The following is a 17830-nucleotide window of genomic DNA, read 5'->3' as shown; positions in this document are numbered from 1 at the left end:
CTGCATCACCCCCCGTACGACAGCAGCCCGGAGGACCAGCGTGAACTTGCTGCTTGCCGAGGTGGCCCAGGCCACCCAGCGGCTGGCCGCCGCCGGCGTGCCCTCACCGCGCTTCGACGCGGAGGAGCTCGCGGCCTTCGTGCACGGCGTCAAACGGGGGGAACTGCACCACGTCAAGGACGCGGACTTCGACGCCCGCTACTGGGAGGCCGTCGCCCGCCGCGAGGCGCGCGAGCCGCTCCAGCACATCACCGGGCGCGCCTTCTTCCGGTACCTGGAGCTCCAGGTCGGGCCCGGGGTCTTCGTGCCCCGGCCCGAGACCGAGTCGGTCGTGGACTGGGCCATACACGCCGTGCGCGCGATGGACGTCGTCGAGCCGCTGATCGTGGACCTGTGCACCGGCTCCGGCGCCATCGCGCTGGCCATGGCCCAGGAGGTGCCGCGCTCGCGCGTGCACGCGGTCGAGCTCTCCGAGGACGCCCTGCGGTGGACCCGCAAGAACGCCGAGGGCTCCCGGGTCACCGTCCACCAGGGCGACGCCCTGAGCGCGCTGCCCGAGCTCGACGGCCAGGTCGACCTGGTCATCTCCAACCCGCCGTACATCCCGCTCACCGAGTGGGAGTACGTCGCCCCCGAGGCCCGCGACCACGATCCGGAGATGGCGCTCTTCTCCGGCGAGGACGGCCTCGACACCATCCGCGGTATCGAACGCACCGCCCACCGGCTGCTGCGGCCCGGCGGCATCGTCGTCATCGAGCACGCCGACACCCAGGGCGGCCAGGTCCCGTGGATCTTCGCCGACGAACGGGGCTGGGCCGACGCGGCCGACCACCCGGACCTCAACAACCGCCCGCGCTTCGCGACCGCCCGCAAGGCCATGCCGTGACCGGCGCGACGATTCCCGCCACCCCCCTGCTGCACGAGGAGACGCGCTGATGGCCCGGCGATACGACTGCAACGACGCGACGGACCGTAAGACGGGTCTGCGTGAAGCCGCATCCGCCGTGCGCCGCGGCGAGCTCGTCGTGCTGCCCACCGACACCCTGTACGGGATCGGCGCGGACGCCTTCAGCCCGGAGGCCGTCCACGACCTGCTCGCCGCCAAGGGCCGCGGGCGCGGTATGCCCACCCCGGTGCTCATCGGCTCGCCGAACACCCTCCACGGCCTCGTCACGGACTTCTCCGAGCAGGCCTGGGAGCTCGTCGACGCCTTCTGGCCGGGTGCGCTGACGCTGGTCGCCAAGCACCAGCCCTCGCTGGCGTGGGACCTGGGCGACACCCAGGGCACCGTGGCCGTACGCATGCCCCTGCACCCCGTCGCGATCGAGCTGCTGACCGAGGTCGGCCCGATGGCGGTGTCCTCGGCCAACCTGTCGGGGCACCCGGCGCCCGAGGACTGCGACGCCGCGCGCGAGATGCTCGGGGACTCCGTGTCCGTGTACCTGGACGGCGGCCCGACGCCCGGTATCCAGCCGTCGTCGATCGTCGACGTCACCGGGAAGGTTCCCGTCCTGCTGCGCGAGGGGGCGCTCACCGCAGACCAGCTGCGGGAGGTCGTACCCGACCTTGAGGTCGCCCCGTGAGCCCTGAGGGGCGTGGCATAGCAGGGGGGTACCGCCCGCCGGTGGCCGGGGGAAACACTTTCCGCATACTCCACGTCAGCACCGGGAACGTGTGCCGCTCGCCCATCACCGAGCGGCTGACGCGGCATGCCCTCTCGCACCGCCTCGGCGGCCTGGTCACCGGCGACCTCATCGTGGAGAGCGCCGGCACCTGGGGCCACGAGGGCGCCCCGATGGAGGCGAACGCGGCCGCCGTGCTGGCGGACTTCGGGGCCGACGCGTCCGGGTTCACCGGGCGGGAGCTGCTGGACGAGCACGTCATACGCGCCGACCTGGTGCTGACCGCCACCCGCGACCACCGGGCCCAGGTCATCTCGATGGGCCACTCGGCGGGTCTGCGCACCTTCACGCTGAAGGAGTTCACCCGGCTGGTGCGGGCGATAGATCCGGCCACGCTGCCGCCGCTGGACGACGGCATGGCGGAACGGGCGCGGGCACTGGTCCGGGCCGCCGCGGCGCTGCGCGGCTGGCTGCTGGCGCCGTCGCCCGACGCAGACGAGGTGTACGACCCGTACGGCGCCCCGATCACCTTCTTCCGCTCCATCGGCGACGAGATCAACCAGGCGCTGGACCCCGTGGTGACGGCCCTGACGGGCGTGACGGCGGCCCGCTGACGGCCCGGACGGGCGTCGTGGCCGCGCGCTGACAGGGCATCGCGGGGTCCGCGGGCCTACAGTGGCTGGTACCCGGTACCCCTGGAGCGCCGCCATGAGCGTCATCACCCAGCCCACGGACCTGCTGCGCATGCAGGACCCGCAGATGGCCGACGTACTGGCCGGGGAGCGGCAGCGGCAGGCGGACACGCTGCAGATGAGCGCCGCGGAGAACTTCACCTCGACCGCCGTCCTCGCCGCGCTCGGCTCCGCGCTCGCCAACAAGTACGCCGAGGGGTACCCCGGCGCCCGGCACCACGGCGGCTGCGAGTACGCCGATCTGGCCGAGCGGACCGCCATGGAGCGGGCCACGGCGCTCTTCGGGGCCGAGCACGCCAATGTGCAGCCGCACTCCGGCTCCTCCGCCGTCCTGGCCGCGTACGCCGCACTGCTGCGCCCCGGGGACACCGTGCTGGCCATGGGGCTCCCGTACGGCGGGCACCTCACCCACGGGTCGCCCGCGAACCTCTCCGGGCGGTGGTTCGACTTCGTCGGGTACGGCGTCGACACCGGGACGGGCCTCATCGACTACCGCCAGGTGCAGCGCCTGGCGCACGCGCACCGGCCCCAGGCGATCGTGTGCGGCTCCATCTCCTACCCGCGCCACCCCGAGTACTCGGCCTTCCGGGAGATCGCCGACGAGGTCGGGGCCTACCTCATCGTGGACGCCGCCCATCCGATCGGCCTGGTGGCCGGCGGGGCCGCGCCCAGCCCCGTCCCGTACGCCGACGTCGTCTGCGCCACCACGCACAAGGTGCTGCGCGGGCCGCGCGGCGGCATGCTGCTGTGCGGCGCCGAGCTCGCGGAGCGCATCGACCGGGCGGTGTTCCCCTTCACGCAGGGCGGAGCGCAGATGCACACCATCGCCGCCAAGGCCGTGGCCTTCGGCGAGGCGGCCCGGCCGGCCTTCGGTACGTACGCGCACCGGGTCGTCGCCAATGCCCGGGCGCTGGCGGGCGCGCTCCAGGAGCACGGGTTCACCCTCACCACCGGCGGCACCGACACCCATCTGATCACCGCCGATCCGGCGCCGCTCGGTGTGGACGGGCCGACCGCCCGCGGCCGGCTGGCCGCCGCCGGGATCGTGCTGGACACCTGCGCCCTCCCGTACGGGGACCAGCGCGGCATCCGGCTGGGAACGGCCGCCGTGACCACCCAGGGGATGGGGGAGGAGGAGATGGTCCGGATCGCGGCGCTGTTCGCCGCGGCGGTCGGCGGGGATGGCGTGAAAACACGTACGGAGGTCGGCGAGCTGACGACGGGATTTCCCCCTTACGGGGAGTAAGCGGGACAAGCGGGGCGTAGTGGAACCGGGATACCGCCCCCTCGCGTCCTCGATGGAGGTGACATCGCAGCTAATGTGTGGGGCTGAGATGGCCGGCGATACATCTGGGGCAGCCCGTGCGTGAATATCTGCTGACGCTTTGCGTCACGGTCGCGGTGACCTACCTGCTGACCGGGCCCGTGCGGAAGTTCGCGATCGCGGCCGGGGCCATGCCGGAGATCCGCGCCCGCGACGTGCACCGCGAGCCCACACCGCGACTGGGCGGCATCGCCATGTTCGGCGGACTGTGTGCGGGACTGCTGGTCGCCGACCACCTGCGCAACCTCAACGGCGTCTTCGAGCTGTCGAACGAGCCACGCGCACTGCTCTCCGGTGCGGCCCTGATCTGGCTGGTCGGGGTCCTGGACGACAAGTTCGAGCTCGACGCCCTGATCAAGCTCGGCGCGCAGATGATCTCCGCCGGTGTGATGGTCATGCAGGGTCTGACGATCCTGTGGATCCCCGTGCCGGGCATCGGTACGGTCCCGCTCACCCAGTGGCAGGGCAACCTGCTCACGGTGGCGCTCGTCGTGATCACCATCAACGCGGTGAACTTCGTGGACGGCCTGGACGGCCTCGCCGCCGGCATGGTCTGCATCGCCGCCGCCGCGATCTTCCTCTACGCGTACCGGATCTGGTTCGGCTACGGCATCGAGTCGGCCGCGCCCGCGACCCTCTTCGCCGCGATCCTGATGGGCATGTGCCTGGGCTTCCTGCCGCACAACATGCACCCCGCCCGCATCTTCATGGGCGACTCCGGCTCGATGCTCATCGGCCTGGTGCTCGCCGCCTCGGCCATCTCCCTGACCGGGCAGGTCGACCCGGACGCGCTGGCCCTGTTCGCGGGCGGTGAGCGCAACGCGACGCACGCGATGCTCCCGGCCTACATTCCGCTGATCCTTCCGCTGACGGTCATCGCGATCCCGATGGCGGACCTGGTCCTGGCCATCGTCCGGCGTACCTGGAAGGGCCAGTCGCCCTTCGCCGCCGACCGCGGGCACCTCCACCACCGACTGCTGGAACTCGGCCATTCGCACAGCCGCGCGGTCATGATCATGTACTTCTGGTCGGGGCTGATCGCCTTCGGCACGGTGGCCTACTCGGTGCATTCCGCCACGATGTGGATCGTGATGGCGATCGCCGCACTGAGTGCGGTCGGCCTGATCCTGCTGCTCCTGCCGCGCTTCACGCCGCGCGCCCCGCGCTGGGCGGAGGGTCTGGTTCCGCCGCGTTACCGCCATGCCGCACGCGCGGCCGAAGCCGCCGCGGAGGCGGCGGCCCAGGATGCCTCGGGCGCGGAGCCGCAGCCCGCCAGGCCGATCGCCGCTGGCGTCTCCGGCGTCAACGGAGCGACCGCCGTGGGCCCCCGTTCGCGCTTTCCCGAGCGGCGTAAGGCTGAATCCACCCACTGACGGCCGATGCGCATGTCGGACATGGATGTCCTTTACCAGACAAGCCACTTCCCCGTCGCGCACACACGCGCAGGGTCACTCTCATGTGTGACAGTCGGCACACCGGACAGGTAAAGCTCTCATCAAATAGTTTGTGATACCGTTCACTAAACCCGGCGACAGAGCCGAAGGACCGTAGTGCGACGGTCCCTTGGCCCGAGGTCCTCTCTCGGACCGGGCTTACGCTCGTCCTGTACGAGTCCCGTTACCCCCACCATCACGCGGAGCCATGCGCCATGCTGTCCGATGACGCCCGAACCCTTCTGCACACCGCCGTACCCACCGCTGCCGTCGGCGCTGTTGCCGCCATCGTCAGTGGCGTGGTCGCGGGCGGTAAGGGGGCGATCGGGGCGATCGCGGCCACGGTCGTCGTGATTCTGTTCATGGGTATCGGATTCGTCATCCTGCAGCGGACGGCCCGATCGCTGCCGCATCTGTTCCAGATGATGGGTCTGGCGCTCTACACGACCCAGATCCTGCTGCTCTTCGTCTTCGTCGCCGTGTTCAAGGACACGACGCTGTTCAATCCCAGGGCATTCGCGATCACCATCGTCGCGGCGACCCTTGCTTGGATCGCCGCGCAGACGCGCGCGCACATGAAGGCCAAGATCCTTTACGTCGAGCCCGAGTCCACCAAGCGTGGTGGCAAGGGTGAGAAGCCTGAAAACACGGGGCCCTCGTCGTGAACGGTAGGGGCGGAATAAGTGCGCGTTCGAGATGCTGCTATCGTCCGGTGCCATATGCGGCATCGCGGGCGCAGGCATCTGAGCTGACGCCTGCTCAATCGCGAGGCTCACTGCCTGCAAGCCGCCCCCACATCCGTAAGACCAGTCCCGTGCCGAACCGCGGCTGTGCGCCGCGCCGACACAACGAGGTTGCCGTACCTATGCGCCACGCTGAAGGAGCCCGCGGTGAGTGCTGACCCGACGCAGGTGCTCGCCTTCGAGACCGATTGCCACATCTTCGACGGCTGTGGTTTCCCGGCTCCTGGCCTGCACTCGTTCCTGTTCGAGCCGATCTTCGGCGACATGGACGGAGCCGTCTACTTCAACAAGACGATGCTCCTGGCCCTGCTCGGGTCCGTCATCATCGTCGGATTCTTCTGGGCCGCCTTCGCCAAGCCGAAGCTGGTTCCGGGGAAGCTCCAGATGGTTGCCGAAGCCGGCTACGACTTCGTCCGCCGCGGGATCGTCTACGAAACGATGGGCAAGAAGGAGGGCGAGAAGTACGTCCCCTTCATGGTCGCGACGTTCTTCTTCGTCTGGATCCTGAACCTCTGGTCGATCATTCCGGTCGCCCAGTTCCCGGTGACCGCGGTCATCGCGTACCCGGCCGGTATGGCCCTGGTCATCTACTTCATGTGGATGTCGGTCACCTTCAAGCGCCACGGCTTCGTCGGCGGCCTGAAGAACCTCACGGGCTACGACAAGTCGCTGGGTGGCATCCTGCCGCTGGTCATGCTGATCGAGTTCTTCTCGAACGTGATCGTCCGCCCCTTCACCCACGCGGTCCGTCTCTTCGCGAACATGTTCGCCGGTCACACGCTGCTGCTGCTCTTCACGATCGCCAGCTGGTACCTGCTGAACGGCATCGGCATCGCCTACGCGGGCGTGTCCTTCGTGATGGTCATCGTGATGACCGCGTTCGAGCTCTTCATCCAGGCTGTCCAGGCCTACGTCTTCGTGCTGCTGGCCTGCAGCTTCCTCCAGGGCGCCGTCGCCGAGCACCACTGACCGCCCCACCCCCAAACCACCAGTCGTCCGGTGGCCAACCCCCACCGGTCCATGAAAGAGAAGGAAGAACCGGCATGTCCGCTCTCCAGACCCTCGCTGCTGGCGTCGAAATCAAGGGCAACCTCGGCTCCATCGGTTACGGCCTCGCGGCCATCGGCCCCGGCGTCGGCGTCGGCATCATCTTCGGTAACGGCACCCAGGCCCTGGCCCGCCAGCCCGAGGCCGCCGGCCTGATCCGCGCCAACCAGATCCTCGGCTTCGCCTTCTGTGAGGCGCTCGCCCTCATCGGTCTGGTCATGCCGTTCGTCTACCCGACCTCCTGATCCCGGTAGCGAACAGACCCTTTAGTCGGAAGGCACTGATGTGAACCCTCTGGTTCAGCTCGCGGCCGAAGAGGCGGAAAACCCCCTCATCCCGCCGATCCCCGAGCTCGTCATCGGTCTGATCGCCTTCGTCATCGTCTTCGGTTTCCTCGCGAAGAAGCTCCTCCCGAACATCAACAAGGTTCTGGACGAGCGTCGCGAGGCCATCGAGGGCGGTATCGAGAAGGCTGAGGCCGCTCAGACCGAGGCCCAGAGCGTGCTGGAGCAGTACAAGGCCCAGCTCGCCGAAGCCCGGCACGAGGCCGCGCGCCTGCGCCAGGAAGCGCTGGAGCAGGGCACTGCGCTCAAGGAAGAACTGCGCGCAGAGGGCCAGCGGCAGCGTGAGGAGATCATCGCTGCCGGCCACGCCCAGATCGCGGCGGACCGCAAGGCCGCCTCTCAGGCGCTGCGTCAGGACGTTGGCAAGCTCGCCACCGACCTGGCCGGCAAGCTCGTCGGCGAGTCCCTCGAGGACCACGCCCGGCAGAGCCGCACCATCGACCGCTTCCTCAGCGAGCTTGAGGAGAAGGCCGAGGCGGCCCGATGAACGGAGCGAGCCGCGAGGCGCTGGCCTCCGCGCGTGAGCGTCTCGACGCGCTGACGGACAACACGTCCGTCGACGCGGCGAAGCTCGCCGGTGAGCTGGCTGCCGTCACCGCGCTGCTCGACCGTGAGGTCTCGCTGCGTCGGGTCATCACGGACCCGGCGCAGTCCGGCGAGGCCAAGGCCGAGCTGGCCGGTCGGCTGCTCGGCGGCCAGGTCGGCGGGGAAACCCTCGACCTGGTGTCCGGCATGGTCCGGTCGCGCTGGTCGCAGTCCCGCGACCTGGTGGACGCGCTGGAGGAGCTGGCGGCCACCGCCGACCTCACGGCGGCCCAGCAGGGTGGCGCGCTCGACGACGTCGAGGACGAGATCTTCCGCTTCGGCCGGATCGTGTCCTCGAACACCGGGCTGCGTTCCGCGCTGACCGACCGTGCGGCCTCCGCCTCCGCCAAGAGCGAGCTGCTGCGCAGCCTGCTCGGCGGCAAGGCGAACGCCGTCACCGAGCGCCTGGTGATCCGTCTTGTCACGCAGCCGCGTGGACGTAGCCTGGAAGCGGGACTGGAGTCCCTTTCCACGCTCGCCGCCGAGCGCCGCAACCGCATGGTCGCCACGGTGACCAGCGCGGTTCCGCTCAGCGACGTGCAGCGGTCGCGTCTCGGCGCTGTGCTGGCCAAGCTGTACGGCCGACAGATGCACCTGAACCTCGACGTGGACCCCGAGGTCCTCGGCGGGATCTCGGTGCGAGTCGGCGACGAGGTCATCGACGGCACCATCGCGGACCGCCTCGCCGAGGCGTCGCGCCGCATGGCCGGCTGACCAGCCACCAATAGAACAGAAGCATTCCTAGCGGCCCGGTTGGGCCGTGCAGAACTTGCAGAAGATTCCTGGGGGTCGCCCCCAGACCCCTAAGAAGCTTCAGGCCCAACAAGGAGAGCAGGGAACCCAGATGGCGGAGCTCACGATCCGGCCGGAGGAGATCCGGGACGCACTGGAGAACTTTGTCCAGTCGTACCAGCCGGACGCGGCCTCGCGCGAGGAGGTCGGAACGGTCAGCGTTGCCGGCGACGGCATCGCGAAGGTGGAGGGTCTGCCCTCCGCCATGGCGAACGAGCTGCTGAAGTTCGAGGACGGCACCCTCGGTCTCGCCCTCAACCTCGAGGAGCGCGAGATCGGTGCGGTCGTCCTCGGCGAGTTCAGCGGTATCGAGGAGGGCCAGCCGGTGCAGCGCACCGGTGAGGTGCTCTCGGTCGGCGTCGGCGAGGGCTACCTCGGCCGCGTCGTCGACCCGCTCGGCAACCCGATCGACGGTCTCGGCGAGATCGCGACCGAAGGCCGTCGCGCCCTGGAGCTGCAGGCTCCGGGCGTCATGGTCCGTAAGTCGGTCCACGAGCCGATGCAGACCGGCTACAAGGCCATCGACGCCATGGTGCCCGTCGGCCGCGGCCAGCGTCAGCTGATCATCGGCGACCGTCAGACGGGTAAGACCGCTCTGGCCGTCGACACGATCATCAACCAGCGCGACAACTGGCGCTCGGGCGACGTGAACAAGCAGGTTCGCTGCATCTACGTCGCCATCGGCCAGAAGGGCTCGACCATCGCGTCCGTTCGCGGCGCCCTGGAAGACGCCGGTGCGCTCGAGTACACGACGATCGTCGCCGCCCCGGCGTCCGACCCGGCCGGCTTCAAGTACCTGGCGCCGTACACCGGTTCCGCCATCGGCCAGCACTGGATGTACGCCGGCAAGCACGTCCTGATCATCTTCGACGACCTGTCGAAGCAGGCCGACGCCTACCGCGCCGTGTCGCTGCTGCTGCGCCGCCCGCCGGGCCGTGAGGCCTACCCGGGTGACGTCTTCTACCTGCACTCCCGTCTGCTGGAGCGCTGCGCGAAGCTGTCCGACGACATGGGCGCCGGTTCGATGACCGGTCTGCCGATCGTCGAGACCAAGGCGAACGACGTGTCGGCGTTCATCCCGACCAACGTCATCTCCATCACCGACGGCCAGTGCTTCCTTGAGTCCGACCTGTTCAACGCGGGCCAGCGCCCGGCGCTGAACGTCGGTATCTCGGTCTCCCGCGTCGGTGGCTCCGCCCAGCACAAGGCCATGAAGCAGGTTTCCGGCCGTCTGCGCCTGGACCTGGCCCAGTACCGCGAGCTGGAGGCGTTCGCCGCCTTCGGTTCCGACCTGGACGCCGCGTCGAAGGCCTCGCTGGAGCGCGGCAAGCGTCTGGTCGAGCTGCTGAAGCAGGGCCAGTACCAGCCGATGCCCGTCGAGGAGCAGGTCGTCTCCGTCTGGGCCGGTACCACCGGCAAGATGGACGACGTCCCGGTGAACGACATCCGTCGCTTCGAGTCGGAGCTGCTGGAGCACCTGCGCCGCGAGCGCAAGGACCTCCTGACCTCCATCGCGGACGGCGGCAAGATGTCGGACGACACCCTGTCCTCCATCGCGGACGCCATCGCCGGCTTCAAGCGCCAGTTCGAGACCTCGGACGGCAAGCTCCTGGGCGAGGACGCACCGGCCGTCAACGTCTCCAAGTGACGACGGAAGGGACCTGACTCATGGGAGCGCAGCTCCGGGTCTACAAGCGTCGCATCCGTGCCATCACGGCGACCAAGAAGATCACCAAGGCGATGGAGATGATCGCCGCCTCGCGCATCGTCAAGGCGCAGCGCAAGGTGGCGGCGTCGATGCCGTACGCGACCGAGCTCACCCGTGCGGTGACCGCGGTGGCGACCGGTTCGAACACCAAGCACGCCCTGACGACCGAGGTCGAGCAGCCGACCCGTGCCGCGATCGTGCTCATCACGAGCGACCGCGGTCTGGCCGGCGGCTACTCCTCGAACGCCATCAAGCAGGCGGAGCGGCTCACCGAGCGGCTGCGCGCTGAGGGCAAGGACGTCGACACCTACATCGTCGGCCGCAAGGGTCTGGCCTACTACGGCTTCCGTGAGCGCAAGGTCACGGATTCGTGGACCGGCTTCACCGACAGCCCGGCCTACGCCGACGCCAAGCGCGTCGCCGGGCCGCTGATCGAAGCCATCCAGACGGAGACGGCCGAGGGTGGCGTCGACGAGCTGCACATCGTCTACACGGAATTCGTGTCGATGATGACGCAGAACCCGGTCGACGGCCGGATGCTGCCGCTCAGCCTTGACCAGGCTCCGGAGGAGACCGGTGCGAAGGGCGAGATCCTTCCGCTGTTCGACTTCGAGCCGTCGGCGGAGGACGTCCTCGACGCCCTGCTGCCGCGCTACGTCGAGAGCCGCATCTACAACGCACTGCTGCAGTCGGCCGCTTCCGAGCACGCCGCCCGCCGCCGTGCGATGAAGGCGGCGACCGACAACGCCGGAGACCTCATCAAGAGCCTCTCCCGGCTTGCCAACGCGGCCCGCCAGGCCGAAATCACCCAGGAAATCAGCGAGATCGTCGGTGGCGCGAGCGCCATGGCTGACGCGACCGCGGGGAGTGACAAGTAATGACGACCACTGTTGAGACGGCCGCCGCCACGGGCCGCGTCGCCCGGGTCATCGGCCCGGTCGTCGACGTGGAGTTCCCCGTCGACGCCATGCCCGAGATCTACAACGCCCTCAAGGTCCAGGTCGCCGACCCGGCCGAGGACGGCGCGCTGAAGACCCTGACCCTCGAGGTCGCGCAGCACCTGGGTGACGGCCTCGTCCGTACCATCTCGATGCAGCCGACCGACGGTCTGGTCCGCCAGGCCCCGGTGACCGACACGGGCGAGGGCATCACCGTCCCCGTCGGCGACTTCACCAAGGGCAAGGTGTTCAACACCCTCGGTGAGGTGCTGAACTACCCGGAGGAGAACGCCAACGTCACCGAGCGCTGGCCGATCCACCGCAAGGCCCCTCGCTTCGACGAGCTTGAGTCGAAGACCGAGATGTTCGAGACCGGCGTCAAGGTCATCGACCTTCTCACCCCGTACGTCAAGGGTGGAAAGATCGGTCTGTTCGGTGGTGCCGGTGTCGGCAAGACCGTTCTGATCCAGGAAATGATCTACCGCGTCGCCAACAACCACGACGGTGTGTCGGTGTTCGCGGGCGTCGGTGAGCGTACCCGTGAGGGCAACGACCTCATCGAGGAAATGGCCGACTCCGGCGTCATCGACAAGACGGCGCTTGTCTTCGGCCAGATGGACGAGCCCCCGGGCACCCGTCTGCGCGTCGCCCTTGCCGGTCTGACCATGGCGGAGTACTTCCGCGATGTGCAGAAGCAGGACGTGCTCTTCTTCATCGACAACATCTTCCGGTACACCCAGGCGGGTTCCGAGGTGTCGACCCTGCTCGGCCGTATGCCCTCCGCGGTGGGTTACCAGCCGAACCTGGCCGACGAGATGGGTCTCCTCCAGGAGCGCATCACCTCGACGCGCGGTCACTCGATCACCTCGATGCAGGCGATCTACGTCCCCGCGGACGACCTGACCGACCCGGCGCCGGCGACCACCTTCGCCCACCTCGACGCGACGACGGTTCTCTCCCGTCCGATCTCCGAGAAGGGCATCTACCCGGCCGTGGACCCGCTGGACTCGACGTCCCGCATCCTCGACCCGCGGTACATCGCGGCGGACCACTACGCCACGGCGATGCGCGTCAAGGGGATCCTGCAGAAGTACAAGGACCTCCAGGACATCATCGCGATCCTCGGTATCGACGAGCTGGGCGAGGAGGACAAGCTCGTTGTCCACCGTGCCCGTCGTGTCGAGCGCTTCCTGTCGCAGAACACCCACGTGGCGAAGCAGTTCACCGGTGTGGACGGTTCGGACGTTCCGCTCGACGAGTCGATCACCGCGTTCAACGCGATCTGCGACGGTGACTACGACCACTTCCCCGAGCAGGCGTTCTTCCTGTGCGGTGGCATCGAGGACCTGAAGGCGAACGCCAAGGAGCTGGGCGTCTCCTGATCCGGCGCGCTCCGCGAGGAGCGCATCCGGTTCGCAGGCCGCCGGCGCACGCCGACCGTGTCTGTACTGGGAGAGGGGCGGGTGTGTCCCGTCCCTCTCTCCACGCCCATTAGAATTTGACCCAACACCCGGCCGACCCGCCGGGTGGTGACCCGAGGAGCCACCTTGGCTGCTGAGCTGCACGTCGAGCTGGTCGCGGCGGACCGCAATGTCTGGTCCGGCGAGGCCACCCTTGTTGTCGCCCGCACCACGTCCGGCGACATCGGCGTCATGCCCGGTCACCAGCCGCTTCTCGGTGTGCTGGAATCGGGCCCGGTGACCATCCGTACCAGCGACGGCAACACCGTCGTCGCCGCGGTGCACGGCGGTTTCATCTCGTTCGCGGACAACAAGCTGTCCCTGCTGGCCGAGATCGCCGAGCTCGCGGACGAGATTGACGTCCAGCGTGCGGAGCGGGCACTGGAGCGCGCGAAGGCGGAGGCCGACGCGGCCGCCGAGCGTCGCGCTGATGTCCGGCTGCGCGCCGTAACGGGCTGAATGCCCGTCGGAGTTTGATCGTTTGAGTCCCGGGGGGCGACCGCCGGGACTCAGCAGACCTCAGCCGCGGTCCGTGCTGGAATTTTCCAGACCGGGTCGCGGCTGAGGCGATGCAGGTCCGTTTTTTTCTCATGTGTATTCGATGAGCGAGGAGGTCGGTGAAGATGCTCCTCGCTCTGCTTGTGAGCGGCCTGGTCGTAACCCTGGTGGTGATCGGGCTGTTTGTCTTCGGACTGCGCCGCAGACTCATCCAGCGGTCCGGCGGCACCTTCGACTGCAGCATGCGCTGGGCCGTGTCCGAGGAGCCCGACGTCTCCGGCAAGGGCTGGGTGTACGGGGTCGCGCGTTACAGCGGTGACCGGATCGAGTGGTTCCGGGTGTTCTCGTACTCCCCGCGCCCGCGGCGGCTGCTGGAGCGGTCCTCCATCGAGGTCGTCGCCCGCCGTGCCCCGGAGGGCGAGGAGGAGCTGGCTCTGCTCTCCGACGCCGTCGTGCTCGGCTGTGTCCACCGGGGGACCCGCCTGGAGCTGGCGATGAGCGAGGACGCGCTGACCGGTTTCCTCGCCTGGCTGGAGGCGGCGCCTCCCGGCCAGCGGGTGAACGTGGCCTAGCCGGTACGCCGAGAAGCCGAGAAGCCGAGAAGCCGAGAAGCCGAGAAGCCGAGAAGCCGGGGAGACGGGGGCGGACCCGTCTCCCCGGCTTCGGTCTTTACTGCAGCCCGGTGTGGATCGCGTTCGCGAGCTCACCGTTCGCGGTGTCGCCGCTGAACTCCCAGAAGAAGGCTCCCCTGAGGCCCTGCTGCTTGGCCCAGGTCATCTTCCCGGCGATCGTGGCGGGGGTGTCGTAGCTCCACCAGTTGCTGCCGCACTTGGCGTAGGCCGTGCCAGCGACGGTCCCGGTGGCCGGGCAGCTGGTCTTGAGCACCTTGTAGTCCTCGATGCCCTGCTCGTACGTGCCCGGCGCGGGTCCGGTGGCGGTGCCGCCGGGGGCCGCCTGGGTCACTCCGGTCCAGCCGCGGCCGTAGAAGCCGATGCCGAGGTTGAGCTTGGCGCCGGCGACGCCCTTGGCCTTGAGCTTGGAGATGGCGTCGGCCGAGTTGAAGCCGGCCTGCGGGATGCCCGCGTAGGAGGTGAGCGGGGAGTGCGGGGCCGTCGGCCCCTGGGCCGCCCAGGCGCCGAAGAAGTCGTACGTCATGACGTTGTAGAAGTCGACGTACTGCGCGGCGCCGCCGTAGTCGGCCGCGTCGATCTTGCCGCCGTCGGAGGCGTCGGCGGTGATGGCCGCGGTGACCAGGTTGTTCGCGCCGAACTTGGCGCGGGTCGCCTGCAGCAGGTTCTTGAAGGCGGCCGCTCCGCTGGTGTCGCAGGACAGGCCGCAGGCGTTCGGGTACTCCCAGTCCAGGTCGATGCCGTCGAAGACGTCGGCCCAGCGCGGGTCCTCGACCAGGTTGTAGCAGGACTGGGCGAAGGCGGTCGGGTTGGCGGCGGCCTGCGGGAAGCCGCCGGACCAGGTCCAGCCGCCGAAGGACCAAAGGATCTTGATGTTCGGGTAGGCCTTCTTCAGCTTGCGCAGCTGGTTGAAGCTGCCGCGCAGCGGCTGGTCCCAGGTGTCGGCGACGCCGTCGACGCTCTGGTCGGCGGTGTAGGCCTTGTCGTAGTCGGCGTAGGCGTCACCGATGGTGCACTGGCCGTTCTGGACGTTGCCGAAGGCGTAGTTGATGTGGGTGATCTTGGCCGCGGTGCCGGAGGTGACCAGGTTCTTGACGTGGTAGTTGCGGCCGTAGACGCCCCAGTCGGTGAAGTAGCCGAGCTTGACCTTGCCGCCCGGGTCCGGGGGGATGACGCCCCCGGTCGTGGTCACCGTGGTGGAGCCGGAGGAGGGGCCGGTCTGGTCGGCGGTGTCGCGGGCGGTGACGCTGTAGGTGTACGTCGTGCCCTTGGTCAGGCCGGAGTCGGCGTAGCTGGTCCCGGTGACCGTGGCGATCTTGGCGGAGCCCCGGTAGACGTCGTAGTTCTTGACGCCCTTGTCGTCCGTGGCCGGGCTCCAGGTCAGGGTGAGCGAGGTGTCGGCGACGTTGCTCGCGGTGGGGGCGCCGGGAGCGGTGGGGGGAGTGTCGCCGGGCTGGGTGCCGCCGTCGCAGGAGGCCCCGTTGATCTTGCAGCCGCCGGGGGCGCCGCCGCCCGCGCCGTTGAAGCCGAAGCTGGCGGACGCCCCGGGGGCGAGGGTGCCGTTCCAGCCGACGTTCTTGGCCGTCCAGTGGGTGCCGGAGCTGGTGACGGTGGCGTCCCAGGCCGAGGTGACCGAGGTGCCCGCCGGGTAGTCCCACTCCACGGTCCAGCTGCTGAGGGTGGTGGTGCCGGTGTTCTTCACCACCCACTTGCCCTCGAAGCCGGAGCCCCAGTCGGAGACCTTGGTGTACGTCGCCGTCGCGGAGGCGGCTGCCTGGGCCGGGCCGGCCAGCGCGACGAGGCCGGTGACGGGCAGGGCGAGCGCGGCCACGATCGCCGCGACTCGGCTGAAGAACCGGGTGCGCCTGGTGCGGGGTGGGGATGCTGTGCTCAAGGGTGATCCTCCGTAGGTCCGTCGCGGTCGTGGGGACGACCGCGACATGGGGGTGGGACCTGCGCCGCCCGTGAGCACGCTTTGTCATGGCACGCTCACCACAGTGTTGCGGCGAGCGTAGAAAGGTCTGGACCAACCGTCAAGAGGTCCAGACCGGTGGCCGCCTGTGCGCCTATATCCCCAACTCCTGTGCCAGCACGGCCGCTTGGAGTCTGCTGCGCAGCTCCAGCTTGCCGAGCAGCCTGCTGACGTGCGTCTTGGCCGTGGCCTCCGCCATCTCCAGTCGCACGGCGATCTCCGCGTTCGACAGCCCCTCGCCCAGCGCGCTGAGCACCTCCCGCTCCCGCCGGGTGAGAGAGGCGACCGCCGAGGCGTGCTCCGGCGCCGGAGCGGGCCGCGCCGGACGGGGCGCCGCGAACTCGGCGATGAGCCGCCTGGTGACCGCCGGGGAGATCAGCCCCTCCCCGCGCGCGACGGTCCGTACCGCCGCGATCAGCTCCGCCGCGTCCGCGTTCTTCAGCAGGAAGCCCGCGGCGCCCGCCCGCAGCGCCCCGAAGACGTACTCGTCGAGGTCGAAGGTGGTCAGCACCAGGACGTCGGCCAGGCCCTCCGACACCACCTGGCGGGTGGCCGACACCCCGTCGAGCCGGGGCATCTGCACGTCCATGAGGACGAGATCCGGCCGCAGCTCGCGGGCCAGGCGCACCGCCTCCTCCCCGTCGCCGGCCTCGCCCACCACCTCGATGTCACCCGCGCTGCGCAGGATGAGCACCAGCCCGGCCCGGACCGCGCCCTGGTCCTCCGCCACCACTACCCGAATGGTCATGCCTCCACCGCTTTCTCCTCCGCGGGCAGTGTCGCCCGTACCTGCCACACCGCACCGGACCGCCCCGCCGTGAACTCTCCGCCCAGCAGCTCCGTCCGCTCCCGCATGCCGACCAGCCCGGCCCCCGAACCCGGTGCGCGGGGACCCGGCCGGTCCCCGAAGGGCGAGTCCACCCCCACGGTCAGCAGCCCGTCCGTGTGCGCCACGCGGACCGTGACCCTGCCCGGGGCGGCGTGCTTGAGGGCATTGGTCAGCGACTCCTGGACGATCCGGTACGCCGCCAGCTCCACCGGGGCCGCCGCCGGTTCCCCGGACGGCCGGTCGTCGTGGAGTACGAAGGTCAGCCCGCTCGCCGAGCCATTGGTCCGGGCCTGGGCGATCAGGGCGTCCAGGCCGTCCAGCGAGGGCACGGCGACCGGCTCCTGGTCACCGCCGGCATCCCGCAGCAGTCCGATTAGGCGGCGCATCTCGGCCAGTCCCTGCACGCTGTTCTCGCGGATCACCCCGAGCGCGTCCCGGCTGGTGGCCGCCGTGTCGATGGAGAGCGCGGCGGTGGAGTGGATGGCGATGGCGGAGAGGTGGTTGGCCACCATGTCGTGCAGCTCCCGGGCCATCCGGGCGCGCTCGGCGGCCACGGCCTGGCTGCGGTCCATCTCGGCCAGCAGCGCGGTCTGCTCGGCGCGCAGCCGGGCGGCCACGGCGGCCTCGCGGTGGTTGCGCAGCGTGGCGCCGGTCAGTGCCGGGGCGAAGCTCACGATGCCGGTGATCACGCCGATCAGCAGGGCCTGCGGGGTGCGCAGCCAGGCCACGGAGACGATGGTGACGATGACGGTGAGCAGGCCGGTGTGGACCGGGAGCCGACGCGCCGAGGCCGGTGTGCCGTACACGACGGCGGCGTACATCAGATCGGTGAAGATGACGATGGTGGCGAGACTGCCGACCGTGAACTGGTCGGCGACCACCCCGACGGTGCCGACGGTCAGGGTCAGCCCCGGCCGGGTGCGGCGCAGCAGCTCCATCGAGGAGAGGGCCACGAGGGGGACCAGGGCCGCCCAGTCGGGCAGGAAGTGCCGGCTGCCGTTGCTGTAGATCCCCAGCGACCAGAACACGAGGCCCACGAGCAGGCTGAGCACGGCCAGGAGGACGTCGTGGCGGTGGGGACGCAGGCTCTTCGTGGTCACGGTCCCATCCAACAGGGTGCGCGGGCCGCACACGTCGGCGGAGGGGCCGAGGCGCGGCTACATCGAAAGGTGCAGGCAGAGGTCGTCAGTGGCGACGACGCGGGCGGCCCGGCG

The 17830-nt window shown here is 69.5% G+C and carries 18 protein-coding genes; 15 read left to right on the top strand and 3 right to left on the bottom strand.

What is annotated here, in order from left to right:
* Positions 1 to 40: 40 nt before the first annotated feature.
* The 15 genes from prmC (at position 41) to Sspor_RS15660 (ending at position 13758) form a co-directional block, all read left to right on the top strand.
* On the top strand, positions 41 to 886 hold the full coding sequence (gene prmC, locus Sspor_RS15730) for a peptide chain release factor N(5)-glutamine methyltransferase (RefSeq protein ID WP_202199703.1): 846 nt from the start codon (positions 41 to 43) through the stop codon (positions 884 to 886).
* Between the two features lie 49 nt (positions 887 to 935).
* Positions 936 to 1583 carry an L-threonylcarbamoyladenylate synthase gene (locus tag Sspor_RS15725; protein WP_030720925.1) on the top strand — a complete coding sequence of 216 codons (648 nt, stop codon included), beginning with the start codon at positions 936 to 938 and terminating at the stop codon, positions 1581 to 1583.
* A complete protein-coding gene (locus Sspor_RS15720; protein WP_181382876.1) occupies positions 1580 to 2236 on the top strand; it encodes an arsenate reductase/protein-tyrosine-phosphatase family protein in 657 nt (218 codons plus the stop codon). Before Sspor_RS15725 ends, Sspor_RS15720 begins: the two co-directional genes overlap by 4 nt.
* Positions 2237 to 2330: 94 nt before the next feature.
* Positions 2331 to 3560 (top strand): serine hydroxymethyltransferase, encoded by a 1230-nt coding sequence (gene glyA / locus Sspor_RS15715; protein ID WP_202199702.1) that lies wholly within the window; start codon positions 2331 to 2333, stop codon positions 3558 to 3560.
* Between the two features lie 116 nt (positions 3561 to 3676).
* A complete protein-coding gene (locus tag Sspor_RS15710) occupies positions 3677 to 5011 on the top strand; it encodes an MraY family glycosyltransferase (RefSeq protein ID WP_237403878.1) in 1335 nt (444 codons plus the stop codon).
* Positions 5012 to 5286: 275 nt separating this feature from the next.
* Positions 5287 to 5736: a Cg1360 family ATP-synthase-associated protein gene (locus Sspor_RS15705; protein WP_202199701.1), complete on the top strand. Its 450-nt coding sequence runs from the start codon at positions 5287 to 5289 to the stop codon at positions 5734 to 5736.
* Between the two features lie 210 nt (positions 5737 to 5946).
* Entirely contained in the window at positions 5947 to 6783 is an 837-nt protein-coding gene (gene atpB, locus Sspor_RS15700; protein WP_189743241.1) for a F0F1 ATP synthase subunit A, read from the top strand.
* A gap of 74 nt (positions 6784 to 6857) precedes the next feature.
* Positions 6858 to 7106 (top strand): ATP synthase subunit C-like protein, encoded by a 249-nt coding sequence (locus tag Sspor_RS15695; protein WP_030008695.1) that lies wholly within the window; start codon positions 6858 to 6860, stop codon positions 7104 to 7106.
* A 40-nt stretch (positions 7107 to 7146) separates the two neighbouring features.
* Positions 7147 to 7692 carry a F0F1 ATP synthase subunit B gene (locus tag Sspor_RS15690; RefSeq protein ID WP_030008696.1) on the top strand — a complete coding sequence of 182 codons (546 nt, stop codon included), beginning with the start codon at positions 7147 to 7149 and terminating at the stop codon, positions 7690 to 7692.
* The gene (locus tag Sspor_RS15685; RefSeq protein WP_202199700.1) at positions 7689 to 8504 is read left to right on the top strand and encodes a F0F1 ATP synthase subunit delta; all 816 of its coding nucleotides are present in this window, start codon (positions 7689 to 7691) and stop codon (positions 8502 to 8504) included. Before Sspor_RS15690 ends, Sspor_RS15685 begins: the two co-directional genes overlap by 4 nt.
* Positions 8505 to 8634: 130 nt before the next feature.
* Positions 8635 to 10230: a F0F1 ATP synthase subunit alpha gene (gene atpA, locus Sspor_RS15680; RefSeq protein WP_030857153.1), complete on the top strand. Its 1596-nt coding sequence runs from the start codon at positions 8635 to 8637 to the stop codon at positions 10228 to 10230.
* Between the two features lie 20 nt (positions 10231 to 10250).
* Positions 10251 to 11168, top strand: a complete 918-nt coding sequence (locus Sspor_RS15675; protein WP_202199699.1) for a F0F1 ATP synthase subunit gamma — start codon at positions 10251 to 10253, stop codon at positions 11166 to 11168.
* Positions 11168 to 12610 (top strand): F0F1 ATP synthase subunit beta, encoded by a 1443-nt coding sequence (gene atpD, locus Sspor_RS15670; protein ID WP_030386949.1) that lies wholly within the window; start codon positions 11168 to 11170, stop codon positions 12608 to 12610. Before Sspor_RS15675 ends, atpD begins: the two co-directional genes overlap by 1 nt.
* Positions 12611 to 12775: 165 nt before the next feature.
* Positions 12776 to 13147, top strand: coding sequence for a F0F1 ATP synthase subunit epsilon (locus Sspor_RS15665; protein ID WP_030008701.1), 372 nt, complete (start codon positions 12776 to 12778; stop codon positions 13145 to 13147).
* A 164-nt stretch (positions 13148 to 13311) separates the two neighbouring features.
* The gene (locus Sspor_RS15660) at positions 13312 to 13758 is read left to right on the top strand and encodes a DUF2550 domain-containing protein (protein ID WP_202199698.1); all 447 of its coding nucleotides are present in this window, start codon (positions 13312 to 13314) and stop codon (positions 13756 to 13758) included.
* 97 nt (positions 13759 to 13855) lie between these two features.
* Here the strand turns inward: Sspor_RS15660 and Sspor_RS15655 are convergent, their stop codons facing one another.
* The 3 genes from Sspor_RS15655 to Sspor_RS15645 all read right to left on the bottom strand — a co-directional run bounded on the left by Sspor_RS15655 (position 13856) and on the right by Sspor_RS15645 (position 17716).
* On the bottom strand, positions 13856 to 15757 hold the full coding sequence (locus tag Sspor_RS15655; protein WP_202199697.1) for a glycoside hydrolase family 18 chitinase: 1902 nt from the start codon (positions 15755 to 15757) through the stop codon (positions 13856 to 13858).
* A 124-nt stretch (positions 15758 to 15881) separates the two neighbouring features.
* Positions 15882 to 16535, bottom strand: a complete 654-nt coding sequence (locus tag Sspor_RS15650) for a response regulator (RefSeq protein ID WP_202199696.1) — start codon at positions 16533 to 16535, stop codon at positions 15882 to 15884.
* Positions 16532 to 17716: a sensor histidine kinase gene (locus Sspor_RS15645; protein WP_237403877.1), complete on the bottom strand. Its 1185-nt coding sequence runs from the start codon at positions 17714 to 17716 to the stop codon at positions 16532 to 16534. The genes Sspor_RS15650 and Sspor_RS15645 overlap by 4 nt, the downstream gene beginning before the upstream one ends.
* Positions 17717 to 17830 lie beyond the last annotated feature (114 nt).

This window comes from Streptomyces spororaveus (genome assembly GCF_016755875.1).
Lineage (GTDB): Bacteria > Actinomycetota > Actinomycetes > Streptomycetales > Streptomycetaceae > Streptomyces > Streptomyces spororaveus.
This window is presented reverse-complemented; position numbering and strand designations above follow the sequence as displayed.

Bases quoted from the DNA above. Each gene is read 5' to 3' on its own strand.
- Sspor_RS15725 (WP_030720925.1), top strand. From the start codon at position 936: ATGGCCCGGCGATACGACTGCAACGACGCGACGGACCGTAAGACGGGT.
- Sspor_RS15660 (WP_202199698.1), top strand. From the start codon at position 13,312: ATGCTCCTCGCTCTGCTTGTGAGCGGCCTGGTCGTAACCCTGGTGGTG.
- Sspor_RS15705 (WP_202199701.1), top strand. From the start codon at position 5,287: ATGCTGTCCGATGACGCCCGAACCCTTCTGCACACCGCCGTACCCACC.
- atpA (WP_030857153.1), top strand. From the start codon at position 8,635: ATGGCGGAGCTCACGATCCGGCCGGAGGAGATCCGGGACGCACTGGAG.
- Sspor_RS15695 (WP_030008695.1), top strand. From the start codon at position 6,858: ATGTCCGCTCTCCAGACCCTCGCTGCTGGCGTCGAAATCAAGGGCAAC.
- Sspor_RS15675 (WP_202199699.1), top strand. From the start codon at position 10,251: ATGGGAGCGCAGCTCCGGGTCTACAAGCGTCGCATCCGTGCCATCACG.
- Sspor_RS15650 (WP_202199696.1), bottom strand. From the start codon at position 16,535: ATGACCATTCGGGTAGTGGTGGCGGAGGACCAGGGCGCGGTCCGGGCC.
- atpD (WP_030386949.1), top strand. From the start codon at position 11,168: ATGACGACCACTGTTGAGACGGCCGCCGCCACGGGCCGCGTCGCCCGG.
- Sspor_RS15685 (WP_202199700.1), top strand. From the start codon at position 7,689: ATGAACGGAGCGAGCCGCGAGGCGCTGGCCTCCGCGCGTGAGCGTCTC.
- Sspor_RS15655 (WP_202199697.1), bottom strand. From the start codon at position 15,757: ATGTCGCGGTCGTCCCCACGACCGCGACGGACCTACGGAGGATCACCC.
- glyA (WP_202199702.1), top strand. From the start codon at position 2,331: ATGAGCGTCATCACCCAGCCCACGGACCTGCTGCGCATGCAGGACCCG.